The sequence below is a fragment of the Pseudomonas sp. GW704-F2 genome, assembly GCF_059423025.1.
The window spans coordinates 157,773-175,107 of the sequence record NZ_JBWKXO010000008.1 but is presented as its reverse complement, the minus strand read 5'-3'; the positions used below and the strand labels follow the sequence as shown (position 1 = coordinate 175,107).

Here is a 17,335-nt window from a genome sequence, read left to right as displayed (position 1 = left end):
TAGCGAATTCAGCAGGAACGGGCGCGCAACCAGTCGACCACCGCCCCGGCCATCAACGGTGGGGCCGCCCATGGCCCCTGGACAAACGGGCAACCATTGGCCTTGAGCCACTGGGCTTGCTCCAGCGTCTCTACGCCCTCGGCGACTACCAGCACACCGAAATGCCCGCACAACTCGATAATGCTGCGGGCCATCGCCGCATCCCGCGCGGAGCCCGGCAGGCCCGCGACCAATTGGCGGTCCAGCTTGAGCGTGTCGAATGGCAGGTCGCGCAGATGGGCCAGGGAACAGTGGCCGGAACCAAAATCATCCAGGGCGATGCGTACCCCGACCGCGCGCAGTAACTTGAACTGCTTGGCGGACGCTTCGAGGTTATGCATCAGGCTGTCCTCGCCGATTTCCACCTCCAACTGGCGCCCCTGCAACCCATGTCGGTCGAGTACTTGCTGCAGTTGGCTCGCCAGGTTGGGCATGTTGAACTGGCTGCTGCTCAGGCTCACGCTCAACACCAGTTCATCCTCGAACATGGCTTGCCACACCTGACGCTGAGCGGCGACCTGGTGGTAGATCCAGGCACTCAACTGGCTGATCAGCCGCGCCTCTTCCAGCAGCGGCAAAAACAGCCCCGGCGGTACATCGCCGACACTCGGGTGCTGCCAGCGCAACAACGCCTCGACGCCGCGCAGATGGCCGTCCTCCAGAGACACCTGGGGCTGGTACACCAGGGTGAAATCCTTGTTCTGAATGGCGTTGCGCACGCTGTCCTCGAGCATCAGCCGCGAGCGGGCACGACCGTTCATTTCCTGATCGTAATAGCGATATTGCTGACGCCCCGCACGCTTGGCCTCATACATGGCGATGTCAGCCGCACGCAACAGGCCGCCCAAGTCCGAGCCGCAATCCGGAAAAGTCGCGATGCCGATGCTGACCCCGAGCATTACCTCCAAGCCATCCACCTGTTGGCAAACAGACACCCGCTCGATCAGTTTTTCCGCAATCTTCGCCGCCTGTTCGGGGAACTCCAGTTCCAACAACGCCGTGAATTCATCCCCACCCATGCGTCCGAGAATGTCGTAGGAACGCAGGCAGCTCTGCAACTGTTCCGAAACCCAGCGCAGCACCCGATCACCCGCGTCATGCCCCAGCGAGTCGTTGACCCGTTTGAAGCCGTCGAGGTCCAGGTACAACAAGACCAGCGACTGCTCGGTGCGATCGCTGCGCAGCAGGGAGTTTTCCACGGCCTGGTAAAAGCCACGACGGTTCAACAACCCGGTCAGCGGGTCGGTCACCGCCTGGAACTCCAGTTGCTGATGCAGGTGGCAGACCTCGGACATGTCCAACACGGTCACCACCATGGCCTTCTGCTCGGCGGGCAACGGCGCACAAGAGAGCGCCACCGGCACCTGCTGACCGCGGCCGGTACGCAAGATCGCATCATGCAAACGCCAGGTTTGGCCTTGACGGAAACCGGCGTACATCTGCGATTCCAGCCAGGCAGGCACATGGGGTTTTTGCAGGAAACTCAAAAAATCCTTGCCCTTGAGTTCATCGTGCGTGGCATTGAGCAGGCGCGAAATCGCCGGGTTGGCGTACTCGATCACGCCCGCATCACTCACCACAAGGATGCCTTCGGCGGCGTTGTCCAGCACCGAGGCATTGAAGGCGCGGGCGGACTCCAGGTCATGGCTCAGGCGCTGCAACGCCCGACGGGTGCGCTGCTGCTCCAGCAACGCCTGGACCTTGGGCTTGAGGATATGCGGGTCGAAGGGTTTAAACAGGTAATCGATGGCGCCGCTGGCATAACCTTCCAGCACGGCGGCCGGCGATTGCGCATTCGCGCTGAGAAAGATGATCGGCGTCATGCGCGTGCGCTGGCTGCCGCGCATCAGGCGGGCGACTTCAAAACCGTCCATGCCGGGCATCATCACGTCGAGCAGCACCAGGTCTACCTCGTGCTGGAGCAACAGTTCCAGAGCCTCCAGGCCGGAACCGGCGGTCACCACCTGCCAGTCATCACCTTGCAAAAGGGCGCGCATGCTAATCAGATTTTCCGGGTAGTCATCGACCACCAGAAGAACCGAACCGCCATCGCCTTGGTGTGGAGCGCATTCCATGCTACGTCTCTTCCTTAAGGTACCGCACCGGTCAGTTCTGAGAGAAAACCCGGGCAAGCACTGAGGTCTCACTCTAGCCTTGGTTCCCAAAAATCAGAAGTGAAGCGGGGGCCATCATCGCACCAAAGACTGCTAAGCCGACTAACGGTCAACCCCTGCAGCCCACGGTTCATGGGGAACATGGCTTTTTGACATTCCCTTGGCGTCAATAATTTGCCAGGCATTCATTAACAAGCGGCGGACTACCGCCTATAAAGATGCTGTCTGGCCCAAGGGCCAAAGCCTATACCTATCTGTAAAAAGGCCTACGCCATGATTGATCTTTCCACCTGGAACCTGAGCATTCCGGTCGGCTCGCCCCCCGCGACCATCAACACCCCGAAGCTGATGAGTGGCTTCAATGACCAATATTTCCAGGCCGAAGGCAGCAACGTGCAATTCTGGACACCCGTCACCGGCACACGTACCGAGAACGCCATTTACCCCCGCAGCGAACTGCGCGAAACCTACGCCGACGGGCGTCTGCGCAACTGGACCTACCCCGAAGCCGACAATTATCTGCGCGCCACGCTGGCCGTCAACCAGGTGCCCTCCTCCGGGAAAATCGTCATCGGCCAGATCCACGCCTACGACAGCCAGAAACCCTTGATCAAGGTGGAATACCAGTTCAAGGAAAAAACCCAGACCGGCAACATCGTCGCCAAGGTCCGCATGCGCCCGGACGACGATGAAAGCCGGGTGATCATCGTCGCCTCCAATGTGCCGCTAGAGAAGAGTTTTACCTACGTGATCAACCTCAACAAAGCCGGGTTGCTCAGTGTCGTAGCAGCCGACGGGCAGTGGAATGAGCGCATTGGCGCGGCCTGGGGCAGCAAGCCGCTGTATTTCAAGGCGGGGGCATATGTGCAGGACAATAGCGGGGATAGCAAGGAAGGGGCGAAGGTGACGTTTGCGAAGTTGGATATTGATCACGAGTGAACGGATTGGCCTCATTACGAGCAGGGATTGTCTGATCAGCACAATGAGCACGCCCTGGTAAACGCCGTTCCCCTGTGTAGCCTTAGGACTCGGTGCTGGTCCTACACGCCTGCAAGCTGATCAAATTCCAGCCGCAAAAAAAGCCCGCATCGCTGCGGGCTTCTTTTTAAACGCTTGAGGCTTAGTTCACCTTAGCGTTCAACTCACCTTTCAGGTAACGCTGGTACATCGCTTCCAGGGAGATCGGCTTGATCTTCGAAGCATTGCCCGCAGTACCAAACGCTTCATAACGTGCGATACACACATCGCGCATCGCGGTCACGGTGGCACCGAAGAATTTACGTGGGTCGAATTCGCTCGGGTTGGTGGCCATCAGGCGACGCATCGCGCCGGTGGATGCCAGGCGCAGGTCGGTGTCGATGTTGACCTTGCGCACGCCGTACTTGATGCCTTCGACGATTTCTTCAACCGGTACGCCGTAGGTTTCTTTGATGTCGCCGCCGTACTGGTTGATGATCGCCAGCCACTCTTGCGGCACCGAGGAAGAACCGTGCATCACCAGGTGGGTGTTGGGGATGCGCTTGTGGATTTCCTTGATGCGGTCGATGGCCAGCACGTCGCCGGTAGGCGGCTTGGTGAACTTGTAGGCGCCGTGGCTGGTGCCGATGGCGATGGCCAGGGCGTCGACCTGGGTCTTCTTGACGAAGTCGGCGGCTTCTTCCGGGTCGGTCAGCATCTGGCTGTGATCCAGCACGCCTTCGGCGCCGATGCCGTCTTCTTCGCCAGCCATGCCGGTTTCCAGGGAACCCAGGCAGCCCAGCTCGCCTTCAACCGAGACGCCGCAGGCGTGAGCCATGGCCACGGTTTGTTGGGTGACGCGCACGTTGTACTCGTAGTCGGTCGGGGTCTTGCCGTCTTCGCCGAGGGAGCCGTCCATCATCACCGAGCTGAAGCCCAGTTGGATGGAACGCTGGCACACGTCCGGGCTGGTGCCGTGATCCTGGTGCATGCACACCGGGATGTGCGGGAATTCTTCGATCGCGGCGAGGATCAGGTGACGCAGGAACGGGGCGCCGGCGTATTTACGCGCACCGGCCGAAGCCTGGACGATCACTGGGGAGTCGGTCTTGTCAGCGGCTTCCATGATGGCGCGCATCTGCTCAAGGTTGTTGACGTTAAAGGCTGGGACGCCGTAGCCGAACTCGGCTGCGTGGTCCAGCATTTGACGCATGCTGATAAGTGCCATTGTGTTGTCTCTCCCGGTCGAGGGTCGTTAATCGTGCAAGCCTGCCGTAGCGGCGGCTGCTATTCAAGTTATTGCCGGTCAGGCTTTGCATACCTGGCCTGCTGAATCGTTTTTTGTGAGCCGGACTCAACGCCGACATCACTTTGAAACCGTATCAATGTGGGAGGGGGCTTGCCCGCGACGGCGATTTACCTGTCGACATCGCGGGTGGCTGACCCAACGCTATCGGAGGCAAGTCGAATCGTCGCACCGCCCCTCCCACATTGGGATCTCATTAATGTTGAGACCGTGTTCTTTTACTGGGCCTTGCAGCCACGCCCGATCAGATCGTCGGTGGCCACCCAGTAAACCAGGCCTTCCTCACCTTTTGTGTGAAACGCCAACTGATCGTTGCTGTAGAGCACACCCGATGCCGCCACGTCCTGCTTGAGGCGGTAAACCTGGGTCGAGCCGCCGAGGCGGACATCCACTTCGGTGCGGGCCGGGTTGGCAAAGCGCCAGTTGACCTCGGCCTTGCTGTCGCAGGTCCAGGTCGTCCATTTGTCGGCAGGCTCTGCCTTGTTGAACATGTTCATGCTGCTGCAACCGGCCAATAACGCCAGTGCTACCAGGGCGAAAACGCCTTTCATTGCCAATCCTCGCACGCAGGCCTTGGGCCTGCGTTGCAGTCGGTTAGTTGATCAGACCCTTCAAGGGCAACCCTGTTCCTGACCGTTGGGCGCAGAGTCGTATTTCTCCAGCCGTTCGTTGCCCATGCGCTTGTTGATCACCGGCATGGTCTCGGCTTGCCAATCGGCTTGGTAGCAGCTTTTTTTCTGCGCCGGCAGCGCCTTTCCAGGTGCCGGCGCCGCGCTCGGCGTGCTGCCGCAGCCGGCCAACAGGCCCGCTGCGATCACCAGTGCCAACGACTTGATCATGGGAAGGCTCCTTTTCCTGATCTGCCTCAGCCTTTGGCTCGGCTTTCCAGGACTTCAACCGCCGGCAGGACCTTGCCTTCGACGAACTCGAGGAACGCGCCGCCACCGGTGGAAATGTAGGAGATCTGGTCGGCAACGCCATATTTATCGATGGCCGCCAGAGTGTCGCCGCCGCCAGCGATGGAGAATGCCGAGCTTTCGGCAATGGCCTTGGCCAGCACTTTGGTGCCGTTGCCGAACTGGTCGAACTCGAACACACCGACCGGGCCGTTCCACAGGATGGTCCGGGAGGCTTTCAGCAATTGCGCGAAGTTGGCTGCGGTTTGCGGGCCGATGTCCAGGATCATGTCGTCAGCGGCCACGTCATCGATGAGTTTGACGGTGGCTTCAGCGCTTTCGGCAAATTCCTTGGCCACGACCACGTCCACCGGCAGCGGCACGCTGACCTTGGCCGCGATGGCGCGAGCGGTGTCCAGCAGGTCCGGCTCGTACAGCGACTTGCCCACCGGGTGACCGGCTGCGGCCAGGAAGGTGTTGGCAATGCCGCCGCCGACGATCAACTGGTTGCAGACCTGACTCAGGCTGTTGAGCACGTCCAGCTTGGTAGAGACTTTGGAACCGGCCACGATGGCCGCCATTGGTTGGGCCGGCGCCTTCAGGGCCTTGCCCAGCGCGTCCAGCTCGGCAGCCAGCAACGGGCCGGCGGCAGCGACCTTGGCGAACTTGGCCACGCCGTGGGTCGAACCTTCGGCGCGGTGGGCGGTGCCGAAGGCGTCCATCACGAACACGTCGCACAGGGCGGCGTATTGCTGGGCCAGTTCGTCACTGTTCTTTTTCTCGCCCTTGTTGAAGCGCACGTTTTCGAACAGCACGACGTCGCCGGCTTTCACGTCGACGCCGCCGAGGTAGTCAGCCACCAGCGGCACGTCGCGGCCCAGGGCCTTGCTCAGGTAATCGACCACAGGCTTGAGGCTGTTTTCGGCCGAGAACTCACCTTCGGTCGGACGACCCAGGTGGGAGCAGACCATCACGGCCGCACCTTTTTCCAGGGCCAGCTTGATGGTCGGCAGCGAGGCCAGGATTCGCGCATCGCTGGTGACAACACCGTCCTTGACTGGGACGTTGAGGTCTTCGCGAATCAGTACGCGTTTACCTTGCAGATCGAGGTCGGTCATCTTCAACACGGTCATGGGTGGCAATTCCTGAGGCTAAAGTTTTGGAGAGGCTGTTTGCAGATAGTGTTCTGCGACGTCCAGCATTCGGTTGGCAAACCCCCATTCGTTGTCGAACCAGGCCAGGATATTCACCAGCCTCGGGCCGGAAACGCGGGTCTGGCTGGCATCGACAATCGCCGAATGCGGGTCATGGTTGAAATCACAACTGGCGTGGGGCAACTCAGTGTAGGCCAGCAAACCTTTGAGCGGGCCGCTGGTGGCGGCGTCGCGCAGAATCCGGTTGACCTCCACCGCATCGGTGTCGCTGACGGTTTGCATGGTGATGTCCAGGCATGAAACGTTCACCGTCGGCACCCGCACGGCTTTGGCCTGAATTCGCCCGGCAAGTTCCGGCAACAGCCGTTCGATGCCACGCGCCAGACCGGTGGACACCGGAATCACCGACTGAAACGCCGAACGCGTGCGGCGCAGGTCTTCATGGTGATACGCGTCGATCACCGGCTGGTCGTTCATCGCCGAGTGGATGGTGGTGATCGACACGTAGTCCACGCCGATCGCCTGGTCCAGCAGGCGTAACAACGGCACGCTGCAGTTGGTGGTGCAGGAAGCGTTGGACACCAGCCGCTCAGCGCCGGTCAGGCAATCCTGGTTGATGCCGTAGACGATGGTGGCGTCGACATCCGCCTCACTGGCCATCGGCTGGGAAAACAGCACACGCGGCGCGCCGGCATCGAGAAAACGCTGGCCGTCGGCACGGGTGTTATAGGCACCGGAGCATTCCAACACCAGGTCGACGCCCAGCGCCGCCCAGTCGATGCCCTCGGGGGTGGCACTGCGCAGCACTTTCACGCAGTCGCCCTTGATATGCAGACAATCGCCTTCCACCCGCACTTCGCCGGGGAACCGGCCGTGGGTGGAGTCAAAGCGTGTCAGGTATTCGATGCTGGCCATGTCGGCCAAATCGTTGATCGCGACAATCTCAAACCCGGCCGCCGCCCCTCGCTCGAACAGAGCACGCAAGACGCAACGACCAATACGGCCGTAGCCGTTGAGTGCAACTTTGTAGGGACGCGGTTGGGGCATGGGGTTCTCGCAGTGTGGGCGACACAAACCATCTAACCAATGTAGGAGCGAGCTTGCTCGCGAAGATCGTCAACGATAACGCAGCGTCTCTGGTTTGACGCGGCGCTCTCTCGTTCTTCGCGAGCAAGCTCGCTCCTACAGTGGGTGCGATGGGCAGTCGCCACCGCACATCTGTGTGCAGCAGCCAGTTGGCCACCGCGTTCGCGCTTTTAGTCTTCCAGCAGCTCTTCAGCCTGACCCAGGATGTTTTCCAGGGTGAAACCGAACTCTTCGAACAAGGCTGGCGCCGGCGCCGACTCACCGTAGGTGGTCATGCCGATCACGCGGCCTTCCAGGCCCACGTACTTGTACCAGTAGTCGGCGTGAGCCGCTTCGATGGCGATACGCGCGCTGACCTGCAGCGGCAACACCGATTGCTTGTAGTCGGCGTCCTGGGCTTCGAACACGCTGGTGCAAGGCATGGACACCACGCGCACGTTGCGGCCCTGGGCAGTCAGCTTGTCGTAGGCCTGAACGGTCAGGCCGACTTCGGAACCGGTGGAGATCAGGATCAGCTCCGGCTCGCCGATGCAGTCCTTGAGCACGTAGCCACCACGGCTGATGTCAGCGATCTGCGCGTCAGTGCGAACCTGATGTTGCAGGTTCTGACGGGAGAAGATCAGCGCCGAAGGGCCGTCCTTGCGCTCGATCGCGTGTTTCCAGGCCACGGCGGATTCGACCGCGTCGGCTGGGCGCCAGCAATCCAGGTTCGGCGTGGTGCGCAGGCTGGTCAATTGCTCGACCGGCTGGTGGGTCGGGCCGTCTTCGCCCAGGCCGATGGAGTCATGGGTGTACACGTGGATCACGCGTTTCTTCATCAGCGCGGCCATACGCACTGCGTTGCGCGCGTATTCCATGAACATCAGGAAGGTCGCGCCGTAAGGCACCAGACCGCCATGCAGGGACACGCCGTTCATGATCGCGCTCATGCCGAATTCGCGCACGCCGTAGTACATGTAGTTACCGCTGGCGTCTTCGGCGGAGACACCTTTGCAACCTTTCCACAGGGTCAGGTTGGAACCGGCCAGGTCGGCCGAACCGCCGAGGAACTCAGGCAGCAGCGGGCCAAAGGCGTTCAAGGTGTTCTGGCTGGCTTTACGGCTGGCGATGGTCTCGCCCTTGGCCGCGACTTCGGCGATGTAGGCCGAGGCTTTTTCCGCGAAGTCGGCAGGCAGGTCACCGGCGAGGCGGCGTACCAGCTCATTGGCAAGCTCCGGGAATTCGGCGGAGTAGGCGGCGAAACGCTGGTCCCACTCGGCTTCGGTGGCCAGGCCTTGTTCCTTGGCATCCCATTCGGCGTAGATGTCGGCCGGGATTTCGAACGGGCCGTAGTTCCACTTCAGCGCTTCACGGGTCAGGGCGATTTCCGCGTCACCCAGCGGGGCGCCGTGGCAGTCTTCTTTGCCTTGCTTGTTCGGCGAGCCGAAACCGATGGTGGTCTTGCAGCAGATCAGGGTCGGCTGCTCGCTCTTGCGGGCGGTGTCGATGGCGGTCTTGATTTCTTCCGGGTCGTGGCCGTCGACGTTGCGGATCACCTGCCAGTTATAGGCTTCGAAACGCTTAGGGGTGTCGTCGGTGAACCAGCCTTCGACTTCGCCGTCGATGGAGATGCCGTTGTCGTCGTAGAAGGCAATCAGCTTGCCCAGGCCCAAGGTACCGGCCAGGGAAGCGACTTCATGGGAAATGCCTTCCATCATGCAGCCATCACCCAGGAATACGTAGGTGTGGTGGTCGACGATGTGGTGGCCGGGGCGGTTGAACTGCGCGCCCAGGACTTTTTCAGCCAGAGCGAAACCGACGGCGTTGGCCAGGCCTTGGCCCAGGGGACCGGTGGTGGTCTCGACGCCTGGGGTGTAGCCGAATTCCGGGTGACCCGGGGTACGGCTGTGCAACTGGCGGAAGTTTTTCAGATCGTCGATGGTCAGATCGTAGCCGGTCAGGTGCAGCAGCGAGTAGATCAGCATCGAGCCGTGGCCGTTGGACAGCACGAAGCGGTCACGGTCGGCGAAAGACGGGTTGGTCGGGTTGTGTTTCAGGTAGTCACGCCAGAGTACCTCGGCGATATCCGCCATGCCCATCGGGGCACCGGGATGGCCGCTGTTGGCTTTTTGCACGGCATCCATGCTGAGGGCACGAATGGCGTTGGCACGCTCACGACGGCTGGGCATCGCTGTTCTCCTGAGGGTTGAATAAAAGAAACGGAAAAAAGGACCGGCATTTTCCCTCAGCCACCGCCTGCGGGCAATGACAGATAGTCACTTGAGGGCGTTTTTCCTGTGGTTTGCGCGGCAATCGCCTGCAGAACCCTGCCGCCGCTTCGTCTAACGGGAATAGCGCTCGCTTATAACCGCCACTTATCGACCAATATCAAAACTTTTTGATATTGGCCTTGCGATGATTTCCACCCGTCACTAGACTGCTGGCCTTATGAACCTACCCGTGCCCTCCCTGCGTCCCGACGATGGCGATGAACTGGCTGCCTTATGCAAGGCCGCTGGCGATCCGTTGCGCCTGAACGTCTTGCGGGTGCTGGCCAACGATTCCTTCGGCGTGCTGGAACTGGCGCAGATCTTCGCCATCGGCCAATCGGGCATGAGCCATCACTTGAAGGTCCTGGCCCAGGCCGACCTGGTGGCCACTCGCCGCGAAGGCAATGCGATTTTTTACCGCCGCGCCCTGCCCCACACCGAGTTGCTCGGCGGCAAGCTGCACAGCGCGCTGCTGGAAGAAGTGGACAACTTGAGCCTGCCCGGCGACGTGCAATCACGCATCGGCCAGGTTCACGGGCAGCGTGCGGCGGCCAGCCAGGACTTTTTCTCACGGGTCGCCGAGAAGTTTCGCGCTCAGCAAGACCTGATCGCCGGCTTGCCGCAATATCGCGAAAGTGTACTGGCGTTGTTGGACAAGCTGAGCTTCAGTCATAAAGCGACGGCCCTGGAAGTCGGGCCTGGCGATGGCGGCTTTTTGCCGGAACTGGCGCGCCGCTTTCAACAGGTCACGGCGCTGGAGAACAGCCCGGCGATGCTCGAACTGGCACGCCAGCTGTGCGAGCGCGAGGCCTTGGGCAACGTCAGCCTGCAGTTGGCCGATGCCCTGAATGACACCAGCCTGCGGGCCGATTGCGTGGTGCTGAACATGGTCCTGCACCATTTCGCCGCCCCCGCCGACGCCCTCAAGCAGATGGCGAATTTGCTGCAACCCGGCGGTAGCCTGCTGGTTACAGATTTATGCAGCCACAACCAGAATTGGGCCAGGGAGGCCTGCGGTGATCTCTGGTTGGGTTTTGAACAGGACGATCTGGCCCGTTGGGCCACCGCTGCGGGACTCGTTCCCGGGGAAAGCCTCTATGTAGGTTTACGTAATGGTTTCCAGATCCAGGTCCGCCATTTTCAGCGACCGGCTGGCGACACTCACCATCGGTAAATATCAGGAAAACATCGAGATGAGCGAATACTCCCTTTTCACCTCCGAGTCCGTGTCTGAAGGGCATCCGGACAAAATCGCCGACCAGATTTCTGATGCGGTGCTGGACGCCATCATTGCTGAAGACAAGTTCGCCCGTGTGGCGTGCGAGACTCTGGTGAAAACGGGCGTGGCGATCATCGCCGGCGAAGTCACCACCACGGCCTGGGTCGACCTGGAGCATATCGTCCGCGAGGTGATCACCAACATCGGCTATAACAGCTCCAACGTCGGCTTCGACGGCGCGACCTGCGGCGTGATGAACATCATCGGCAAGCAGTCCCCGGACATCAACCAGGGTGTCGACCGCGCCAAGCCAGAAGACCAGGGCGCCGGCGACCAGGGCCTGATGTTCGGCTACGCCAGCAACGAAACCGACGTGCTGATGCCAGCGCCGATCACCTTCTCGCACCAACTGGTGCAGCGCCAGGCCGAAGCCCGCAAATCCGGCCTGCTGCCGTGGCTGCGTCCGGACGCCAAGTCCCAGGTGACGTGCCGTTATGAAGGCGGCAAAGTGGTCGGTATCGATGCTGTCGTGCTGTCGACCCAGCACAACCCGGACGTTTCCTACGCCGACTTGCGCGAAGGCGTGATGGAGCTGATCGTCAAGCACGTGCTGCCAGCTGAACTGCTGAACAAGGACACCCAGTTCCACATCAACCCGACCGGCAAGTTCATCATCGGTGGCCCGGTGGGCGACTGCGGCCTGACCGGGCGCAAGATCATCGTCGACAGCTATGGCGGCATGGCCCGTCACGGCGGTGGCGCGTTCTCCGGCAAAGACCCATCCAAGGTTGACCGTTCGGCGGCCTACGCCGGCCGCTACGTGGCCAAGAACATCGTCGCCGCTGGCCTGGCCGAGCGTTGCGAGATTCAGGTGTCCTACGCCATCGGCGTGGCCCAGCCTACGTCGATCTCGCTGAACACCTTCGGCACCGGCAAGATCAGCGATGACAAGATCGTCAAACTGGTGCGCGAGATCTTCGACCTGCGCCCTTACGCGATCACCACCATGCTCGACCTGCTGCACCCGATGTACCAGGAAACCGCGGCCTACGGCCACTTCGGCCGTACCCCGGCGCAGAAGACGGTCGGCGACGACACCTTCACCACCTTCACCTGGGAAAAAACCGACCGCGCCAACGACCTGCGTATCGCTGCCGGCTTGTAATCGCTTGCGCTACCCAAAGCCCTGCCGGGTTCGCCCGGCGGGGCTTTTTATTGTCGGGAGATTCGCCTCGGTGTTCACATTTTTTGGATCCAAACCTTGCAGGCTAAATAGTGGCCCACTAGAATCCGCGCCCTCTCGGGCCCTCCACCTTATTCTGGATATTGCACTGCGCCGGCCCGGGACTCATCAGCGCGCAGGCAATCGGACATTGAGGTTTTCATGCAAATTTCCACGCTCGCCCCTGCCGCCCTGCTGCTCAGCCTGTTTGCCCTGCCGGTGAACGCCGCCGACCTGAGCGCACTGAGTGGCGCACTGAGCTCCCAGCTCGGTGGCGGCAACTCCGGCGACTGCCAGCAGCATGCCAAAGACCTGCAAACCAAGATCGACGCGGCCAATGCCAAGAACGACGCGTTGAAAGTGAAGGCCTTCGAAGCTGCGCTGGAGCAGGTCAACAAAGGCTGTAACAAACTCGCCGAGTCCCAGGCCAACGTCGATGCCAAGCAGCAAAAGCAGCAGGCCAAGGCAGAAAACAACGATGCCGTGAAAGCCCTGGGTGGTCTGTTCAAGTAAGCAGAAACACCCGGTAAAAAGCCCCGCTCTGTCGGGGCTTTTTTGTGGGCGCGAAGATCCCTTAGGCTGAACGTCCCTTACCGAGCAAGGATGCTCCCGATGCGCTTGCTGATCGTTCTTTTACTCAGTGTTCTAACCGGGTTGGCCAGGGCTGAAGAGTGCCCCGATGACGCACGGGCACAAATCGGCCCGCTGGCTCGGCAAATCAGCCTTTGGGACGACAGTTACCACCGGCTCGGCCATTCGCCCATCAGCGACGAACTCTACGACCAGGCCCGCCAGTGCCTGGCTCACTGGCAGCGGTGTTTCCCGCAACCGGCGGCGCTGGCCGACAAGCCTCTGGCCAGCTCACGGGGCACCTCGCCGCACCCGGTGGCCCATACGGGCCTGGACAAATTGCTCGACGAACACGCCGTCGGCGAATGGCTCCAGGTTCGCCAAGATGTGTGGGTCCAGCCCAAGGTCGATGGTGTCGCCGTGAGCCTGGTGTACCGCCAGGGGCGCCTGCACCAAGTGATCAGCCGGGGCGACGGCCTGCTCGGCCAGGACTGGTCGGCCTGCGCGAAAAAAATCCCCGGTATCGTCCAGCAACTGCCGGAGCCCATCGACCTGGTGCTGCAAGGTGAGCTCTATTGGCGTCTCGACGACCATGTGCAATCAAGCCTGGGCGGGCTCAATGCGCGCAGCAAGGTGGCCGGTTTGATGAACCGTCGACAGTTGAGCGACGCCGAGGCCGCCGGGATCGGTCTGTTTGTCTGGGCCTGGCCCGATGGCCCGGCGGACTTCACCGAGCGCCTGGCCACCCTGGCAGGCTGGGGCTTCATCGACAGCCAACGCTACAGCCGGCCCATCCAGGACATCGCCGGCGCCGCCCGCTGGCGCACCTACTGGTACAATCATCCACTGCCATTTGCCAGTGATGGCGTCGTGCTGCACCAGGCCACGCGCGCACCCGCCAAGCGCTGGCAGGTCAGTGCGCCTTACTGGGCAGTCGCCTGGAAATACCCCGCCGCCAAAGCCCTCGCGCTGGTACGCAAGGTGCAGTTCAACATCGGCCGCACCGGGCGCATCACCCCTATCCTGGAACTCGAACCGGTGCGCCTGGACGACCGGCAGATCAGCCGCGTCAGCACCGGCTCCCTGCAACGCTGGAAAACCCTGGATATCCGCCCCGGCGACCAGGTCGCCATCAGCCTCGCCGGCCAGGTCATCCCGCGACTGGACGAGGTGGTCCTGCGCAACGAGACCCGAGTGGACATCCAAGTCCCCAACGCCCGGGACTTTCACGCCCTGAGTTGCTGGCAACTGGACCCTGGCTGCGAAGAACAGTTGCTGTCGCGCCTGACCTGGTTGAGCGGCAACCAGGGCCTGGGCCTGCCGCATATGGGCCGGGAGACGTGGAACGTATTGATCCAGGCCGGTCTAATCGCAGGCTTCCTCGATTGGTTGACCCTCGATGCGGCAGAGCTTGCTAACATTGAGGGCTTCGGCGATCGCAGCCGTGCGCGGGTGCTCGACAGTATCCAAAGCGCGCGGCAACGGCCTTTCGCTCAATGGCTCAAAGCCCTGGGTGTACCGCCTGCGGCACGCAATAACCTGGAAGGCGACTGGCAGGCGCTGGTTGCCAAGGACACCCAAGCCTGGCTGGCCCTGGATGGCATCGGCCCGGGCCGCGCGGCGCAACTCAGCGCTTTTTTTCGCGACCCGCAGATACAGGCTTTGGCTGAGACACTACGCGTGGCCGGAATAGACGGGTTTTGAACCCGACCCGGCCATCAGATTGCGACTTTGGAGCTCCATATGAAATTTTTAGCCCCTTTTGCCCTGCTGACCGTCGCATGCTTCATGGCGACGCCGCTGCTGGCAGCCGAAGAAGCAACCCCGCTGACCGGCTGCGCCGCCAAGCGCCAGGCCATCAGCACCCAGATCGAACAGGCCAAGGCCCATGGTGACAGCGCGCAACAGGCCGGCCTGGAGAAAGCCCTGAGTGAAGTCACGGCCAACTGCAACGACGCGACCTTGAAAAAGGAACGCGAAAACAAAGTGCTCGACGCCAAGCATGACGTCAGCCGCCGTCAGGCCGACCTCGACAAGGCGATGAAAAAAGGCGACGCGGACAAGATCAACAAACGCAAGGACAAACTGGCCGAGTCGCGCAAAGCACTGCAGGATGCGGTGGAAGAACTCGACCAGTAAACCGGTCAGTGGTCCCGGAACTGCTTATGACAGGCGCTGCAGGCATCTTCGACTTTCTGCACTGCAGGCGAAAGGTTACTGGCCTTGTAAGGCTGCACCTGGCTTGCGATCACCAATTCACCGGTGGCCGCTTCGAGGTCACGGGCCATTTGCTGGAATTGCGCCTGTTTTTGCCAGACGTCGTCCTTGGCGCTGGTGTGGTCTTCCTCACGCACGCTCGGAAAATGCTTCCATGGCTCATGGGACAACGCATCGAGCTTGACCGCGCCTTCGGCGAACTTCGCGCCGTCGAACGGGATGCGCCCACGCAACATGCCACCCAGGTCTTCGCCGGTCTTGAGCATTTGCTTGAAGATCGCTTTGCGCTGGCCCAGGGGCGAATTCGGATCAACGCCGCCACAGGCGGACAGCGCCAGGCAGGCCAGCAGTACAACAGTCAGTTTTTTAAAAGTCATGGTGGCTTCGAGGTCACGGGAAACGGCGGCCAGTATCCTCGCCCCACCCGCAAAGACCAATAGCCCTATTAACGATAAGGGTTGCCCAAACGCGTCGACGCACGGGCAATCGCTTCAGGAATTGCTTGTATGAATATCGCTTTGAAACCCTGGAGCCGCCGTCTGGCGTGGGCTCTACCGATGATCGCGGTGCTGGCCGGCTGCGATGCGGGCAAGGACACGCACAAAGATGAAACAATCAAACCCCATGCGGTGGCCACCTATGTGAACGCACCGTGGGAAGCCCTGCCGGCGGTGTCCGACAGCGAACTGCTGGCCGGGTTTGAGTCCTGGCGCAGCGCCTGCCAACGCCTCAAGGCTGACCCGGTGTGGGGCACGACCTGCGCGGCGGCAACGGCGGTGCCAGGCGATGCCGCGGCGGTTCGCGGTTTTCTCAAGGAACGCCTGGACGTATTCGGCCTGCGCTCGGCCGACAACACACCGAACGGCCTGATCACCGGCTACTACGAACCCGTCTACCCCGGCAGCCTGACCGAAACCCCCACCGCCCACGTGCCGGTGTATGGCGTGCCGGACGACCTGATCATCGTCAACCTCGAAAGCATCTACCCGGAACTCAAGGGCAAGCGCCTGCGCGGCCGCCTGGAAGGTCGTGTGCTCAAGCCGTATGACGACGCCAGCACGATCAACGGCCAAGGCTCCACCGCCAAGCCGATCGCATGGCTGACTGACCCGATGGACCTGCAGTTCCTGCAGATCCAGGGTTCGGGGCGGATTCAACTGGCAGGCGGGCGCCAATTGCGCATCGGCTATGGCGACCAGAACGGCTACCCCTACCGCCCCATCGGCCGCTGGCTGGTGGAGCAAGGCGAGCTGAAGAAAGAAGACGTGACCATGGGTGCTATCGGCGCCTGGGCCAAGGCGCATCCGCAGCGCATTCCGGAACTGCTGGCGAGCAACCCCAGCTACGTGTTCTTCAGCGCCCGCCCCGACAGCAACGAAGGCCCTCGCGGCTCGCTGAACGTGCCGCTGACCGCCGGCTACAGCGTGGCGGTGGATCGCAAGGTGATTCCGCTGGGCAGCCTGTTGTGGCTGTCGACCACACGCCCGGACGGTGCGCCGATCGTGCGCCCCGTCGCCGCGCAGGATACTGGCGGCGCAATCACCGGCGAAGTGCGCGCAGACTTGTTCTGGGGCACAGGGGCGGCCGCAGGCGAACTGGCAGGGAATATGAAGCAGCAGGGGCAGATCTGGATGTTGTGGCCAAAGGGCGCCGCATTACCCCAGGTACCGGATGCCCCGGCCGGCACCTGACGGACGCTGACCGACAGTGTGGGGCAAGCCAGCCCCCACACTGCGGCAAGCGTTAGATCGAGACGAAGAAGAAACTCGCAATCAACGCCATGCCCACCGCCCACACCAGCGAGCGCAGGATGGCCCAGTCCGCCAGGTAGCAGATGATGTACAGCAGGCGGCTGGTGATAAACAGCACCGCGAGGACATTGATCGTGACCAGTTCGGCGGTGCCGGCCAGGTGCGCGATGATCACTGCGGCAGCAAACGCCGGGGTCACTTCAAAGCTGTTGAGCTGCGCGTTATGGGCGCGTTTGGCGAAGCCTTCCAGGGTATCGAGGAAGGCACGCGGGTCATGGTTCTGCCGTGGCCCGAACTTGCCGCCACTGAATTTGGCCACACCGGTACACAGGTACGGCAGAAAGATTGCAATCAATACACACCAGAAAGCGACAGTCATCACTCATTCCTTTTTTGGTTTTATCAAGGCGATCAACGCTTTATCACAAACATGCAGATCCGCATCCAGCCACAGGCTCTGCGCCCAACCGCATGGCCCAAAGCACTCAAGCGTAGCTCATCAAAACGCACACCCCCAACCGCCATGGGTTGTGTCGGCAGCGCGTTGATTCTGCC

General features: G+C 61.5%; 16 protein-coding genes. 7 read left to right on the top strand and 9 right to left on the bottom strand.

The window, feature by feature from the left end:
- Positions 1-8: 8 nt before the first annotated feature.
- Complete coding sequence (locus AC07W0_RS09670) at positions 9-2,114, bottom strand: putative bifunctional diguanylate cyclase/phosphodiesterase (protein WP_017844950.1); 2,106 nt, start codon at positions 2,112-2,114, stop codon at positions 9-11.
- Between the two features lie 312 nt (positions 2,115-2,426).
- On the opposite strand from AC07W0_RS09670, the gene AC07W0_RS09665 reads away from it, so the two are divergent.
- Positions 2,427-3,092 carry a polysaccharide lyase family 7 protein gene (locus tag AC07W0_RS09665; RefSeq protein WP_102617721.1) on the top strand — a complete coding sequence of 222 codons (666 nt, stop codon included), beginning with the start codon at positions 2,427-2,429 and terminating at the stop codon, positions 3,090-3,092.
- A 181-nt stretch (positions 3,093-3,273) separates the two neighbouring features.
- Here AC07W0_RS09665 and fba read toward each other — a convergent pair whose 3' ends face one another.
- From fba to tkt, 6 genes are all read right to left on the bottom strand, one after another.
- A complete protein-coding gene (gene fba / locus AC07W0_RS09660) occupies positions 3,274-4,338 on the bottom strand; it encodes a class II fructose-bisphosphate aldolase (RefSeq protein WP_003177554.1) in 1,065 nt (354 codons plus the stop codon).
- A 296-nt stretch (positions 4,339-4,634) separates the two neighbouring features.
- Positions 4,635-4,967 (bottom strand): MliC family protein, encoded by a 333-nt coding sequence (locus tag AC07W0_RS09655; protein ID WP_046381786.1) that lies wholly within the window; start codon positions 4,965-4,967, stop codon positions 4,635-4,637.
- Between the two features lie 60 nt (positions 4,968-5,027).
- Entirely contained in the window at positions 5,028-5,255 is a 228-nt protein-coding gene (locus AC07W0_RS09650) for a hypothetical protein (protein ID WP_017844953.1), read from the bottom strand.
- 26 nt (positions 5,256-5,281) lie between these two features.
- Positions 5,282-6,445 carry a phosphoglycerate kinase gene (locus AC07W0_RS09645; RefSeq protein WP_102617722.1) on the bottom strand — a complete coding sequence of 388 codons (1,164 nt, stop codon included), beginning with the start codon at positions 6,443-6,445 and terminating at the stop codon, positions 5,282-5,284.
- Positions 6,446-6,463: 18 nt separating this feature from the next.
- Positions 6,464-7,513, bottom strand: a complete 1,050-nt coding sequence (epd, locus tag AC07W0_RS09640; RefSeq protein WP_017844955.1) for an erythrose-4-phosphate dehydrogenase — start codon at positions 7,511-7,513, stop codon at positions 6,464-6,466.
- Positions 7,514-7,722: 209 nt separating this feature from the next.
- A complete protein-coding gene (tkt, locus tag AC07W0_RS09635) occupies positions 7,723-9,720 on the bottom strand; it encodes a transketolase (RefSeq protein ID WP_017844956.1) in 1,998 nt (665 codons plus the stop codon).
- Positions 9,721-9,979: 259 nt separating this feature from the next.
- Here tkt and AC07W0_RS09630 point away from each other — a divergent pair, with 259 nt between their 5' ends.
- The 5 genes from AC07W0_RS09630 (at position 9,980) to AC07W0_RS09610 (ending at position 14,951) form a co-directional block, all read left to right on the top strand.
- A complete protein-coding gene (locus AC07W0_RS09630; protein WP_102617724.1) occupies positions 9,980-10,975 on the top strand; it encodes an ArsR/SmtB family transcription factor in 996 nt (331 codons plus the stop codon).
- A gap of 19 nt (positions 10,976-10,994) precedes the next feature.
- Positions 10,995-12,185, top strand: a complete 1,191-nt coding sequence (metK, locus tag AC07W0_RS09625) for a methionine adenosyltransferase (protein ID WP_017844958.1) — start codon at positions 10,995-10,997, stop codon at positions 12,183-12,185.
- Positions 12,186-12,404: 219 nt separating this feature from the next.
- Positions 12,405-12,755: a DUF1090 family protein gene (locus AC07W0_RS09620; protein ID WP_017844959.1), complete on the top strand. Its 351-nt coding sequence runs from the start codon at positions 12,405-12,407 to the stop codon at positions 12,753-12,755.
- A 99-nt stretch (positions 12,756-12,854) separates the two neighbouring features.
- Positions 12,855-14,516, top strand: coding sequence for an NAD-dependent DNA ligase LigB (gene ligB, locus AC07W0_RS09615; protein ID WP_102617725.1), 1,662 nt, complete (start codon positions 12,855-12,857; stop codon positions 14,514-14,516).
- Between the two features lie 39 nt (positions 14,517-14,555).
- Positions 14,556-14,951 (top strand): DUF1090 domain-containing protein, encoded by a 396-nt coding sequence (locus AC07W0_RS09610; protein ID WP_017844961.1) that lies wholly within the window; start codon positions 14,556-14,558, stop codon positions 14,949-14,951.
- 5 nt (positions 14,952-14,956) lie between these two features.
- Here AC07W0_RS09610 and AC07W0_RS09605 read toward each other — a convergent pair whose 3' ends face one another.
- Positions 14,957-15,406, bottom strand: coding sequence for a c-type cytochrome (locus tag AC07W0_RS09605; RefSeq protein WP_017844962.1), 450 nt, complete (start codon positions 15,404-15,406; stop codon positions 14,957-14,959).
- 129 nt (positions 15,407-15,535) lie between these two features.
- Between AC07W0_RS09605 and mltA the strand changes: the two genes are divergently transcribed.
- Positions 15,536-16,720, top strand: a complete 1,185-nt coding sequence (mltA, locus tag AC07W0_RS09600) for a murein transglycosylase A (RefSeq protein ID WP_046487957.1) — start codon at positions 15,536-15,538, stop codon at positions 16,718-16,720.
- Positions 16,721-16,772: 52 nt separating this feature from the next.
- On the opposite strand, the gene AC07W0_RS09595 is transcribed toward mltA, so the two are convergent.
- Positions 16,773-17,159, bottom strand: a complete 387-nt coding sequence (locus AC07W0_RS09595) for an MAPEG family protein (RefSeq protein ID WP_046381781.1) — start codon at positions 17,157-17,159, stop codon at positions 16,773-16,775.
- Between the last annotated feature and the right edge of the window lie 176 nt (positions 17,160-17,335).

Coding starts and splice junctions, on each gene's coding strand:
- AC07W0_RS09650 (WP_017844953.1), bottom strand. CDS start 5,255: ATGATCAAGTCGTTGGCACTGGTGATCGCAGCGGGCCTGTTGGCCGGC.
- AC07W0_RS09655 (WP_046381786.1), bottom strand. CDS start 4,967: ATGAAAGGCGTTTTCGCCCTGGTAGCACTGGCGTTATTGGCCGGTTGC.
- fba (WP_003177554.1), bottom strand. CDS start 4,338: ATGGCACTTATCAGCATGCGTCAAATGCTGGACCACGCAGCCGAGTTC.
- AC07W0_RS09665 (WP_102617721.1), top strand. CDS start 2,427: ATGATTGATCTTTCCACCTGGAACCTGAGCATTCCGGTCGGCTCGCCC.
- metK (WP_017844958.1), top strand. CDS start 10,995: ATGAGCGAATACTCCCTTTTCACCTCCGAGTCCGTGTCTGAAGGGCAT.
- AC07W0_RS09630 (WP_102617724.1), top strand. CDS start 9,980: ATGAACCTACCCGTGCCCTCCCTGCGTCCCGACGATGGCGATGAACTG.
- mltA (WP_046487957.1), top strand. CDS start 15,536: ATGAATATCGCTTTGAAACCCTGGAGCCGCCGTCTGGCGTGGGCTCTA.
- epd (WP_017844955.1), bottom strand. CDS start 7,513: ATGCCCCAACCGCGTCCCTACAAAGTTGCACTCAACGGCTACGGCCGT.
- tkt (WP_017844956.1), bottom strand. CDS start 9,720: ATGCCCAGCCGTCGTGAGCGTGCCAACGCCATTCGTGCCCTCAGCATG.
- ligB (WP_102617725.1), top strand. CDS start 12,855: ATGCGCTTGCTGATCGTTCTTTTACTCAGTGTTCTAACCGGGTTGGCC.
- AC07W0_RS09610 (WP_017844961.1), top strand. CDS start 14,556: ATGAAATTTTTAGCCCCTTTTGCCCTGCTGACCGTCGCATGCTTCATG.
- AC07W0_RS09620 (WP_017844959.1), top strand. CDS start 12,405: ATGCAAATTTCCACGCTCGCCCCTGCCGCCCTGCTGCTCAGCCTGTTT.
- AC07W0_RS09605 (WP_017844962.1), bottom strand. CDS start 15,406: ATGACTTTTAAAAAACTGACTGTTGTACTGCTGGCCTGCCTGGCGCTG.
- AC07W0_RS09595 (WP_046381781.1), bottom strand. CDS start 17,159: ATGACTGTCGCTTTCTGGTGTGTATTGATTGCAATCTTTCTGCCGTAC.
- AC07W0_RS09670 (WP_017844950.1), bottom strand. CDS start 2,114: ATGGAATGCGCTCCACACCAAGGCGATGGCGGTTCGGTTCTTCTGGTG.
- AC07W0_RS09645 (WP_102617722.1), bottom strand. CDS start 6,445: ATGACCGTGTTGAAGATGACCGACCTCGATCTGCAAGGTAAACGCGTA.